Source organism: Bradyrhizobium sp. Ken64 (assembly GCF_055807555.1).
This window is the reverse complement of record NZ_JBVVPA010000160.1, coordinates 1-201: the sequence shown is the minus strand read 5'-3', so window position 1 is coordinate 201 and position 201 is coordinate 1. Positions and strand designations below refer to the sequence as shown.

Annotated in this window: 1 protein-coding gene; it reads left to right on the top strand. The window is 68.7% G+C overall.

What is annotated here, in order from left to right; translation table 11 throughout:
• Positions 1–201: hypothetical protein (locus AC0L2F_RS36030; RefSeq protein WP_473251562.1), on the top strand; the 201-nt coding region annotated here is incomplete at both ends.

The window sequence follows — 201 nt, the reverse complement described above, 5'->3', positions numbered from 1 at the left end:
GACACCACAGCTCCGTCCGAGGCGCTGGCGATCACGGCGATCAACCAGGACAGCGGCACGGCCGGCGACTTCATCACCAGCGACACCACGCTGACGGTGTCGGGCAGCAATGGAGCCTTGGGCTCCGGCGAGAAGATCCAGGTCTCCAGCGATGGCGGCGCCACCTGGGCCGACGTCACGCAGTCGACGGCGACGAGCTGG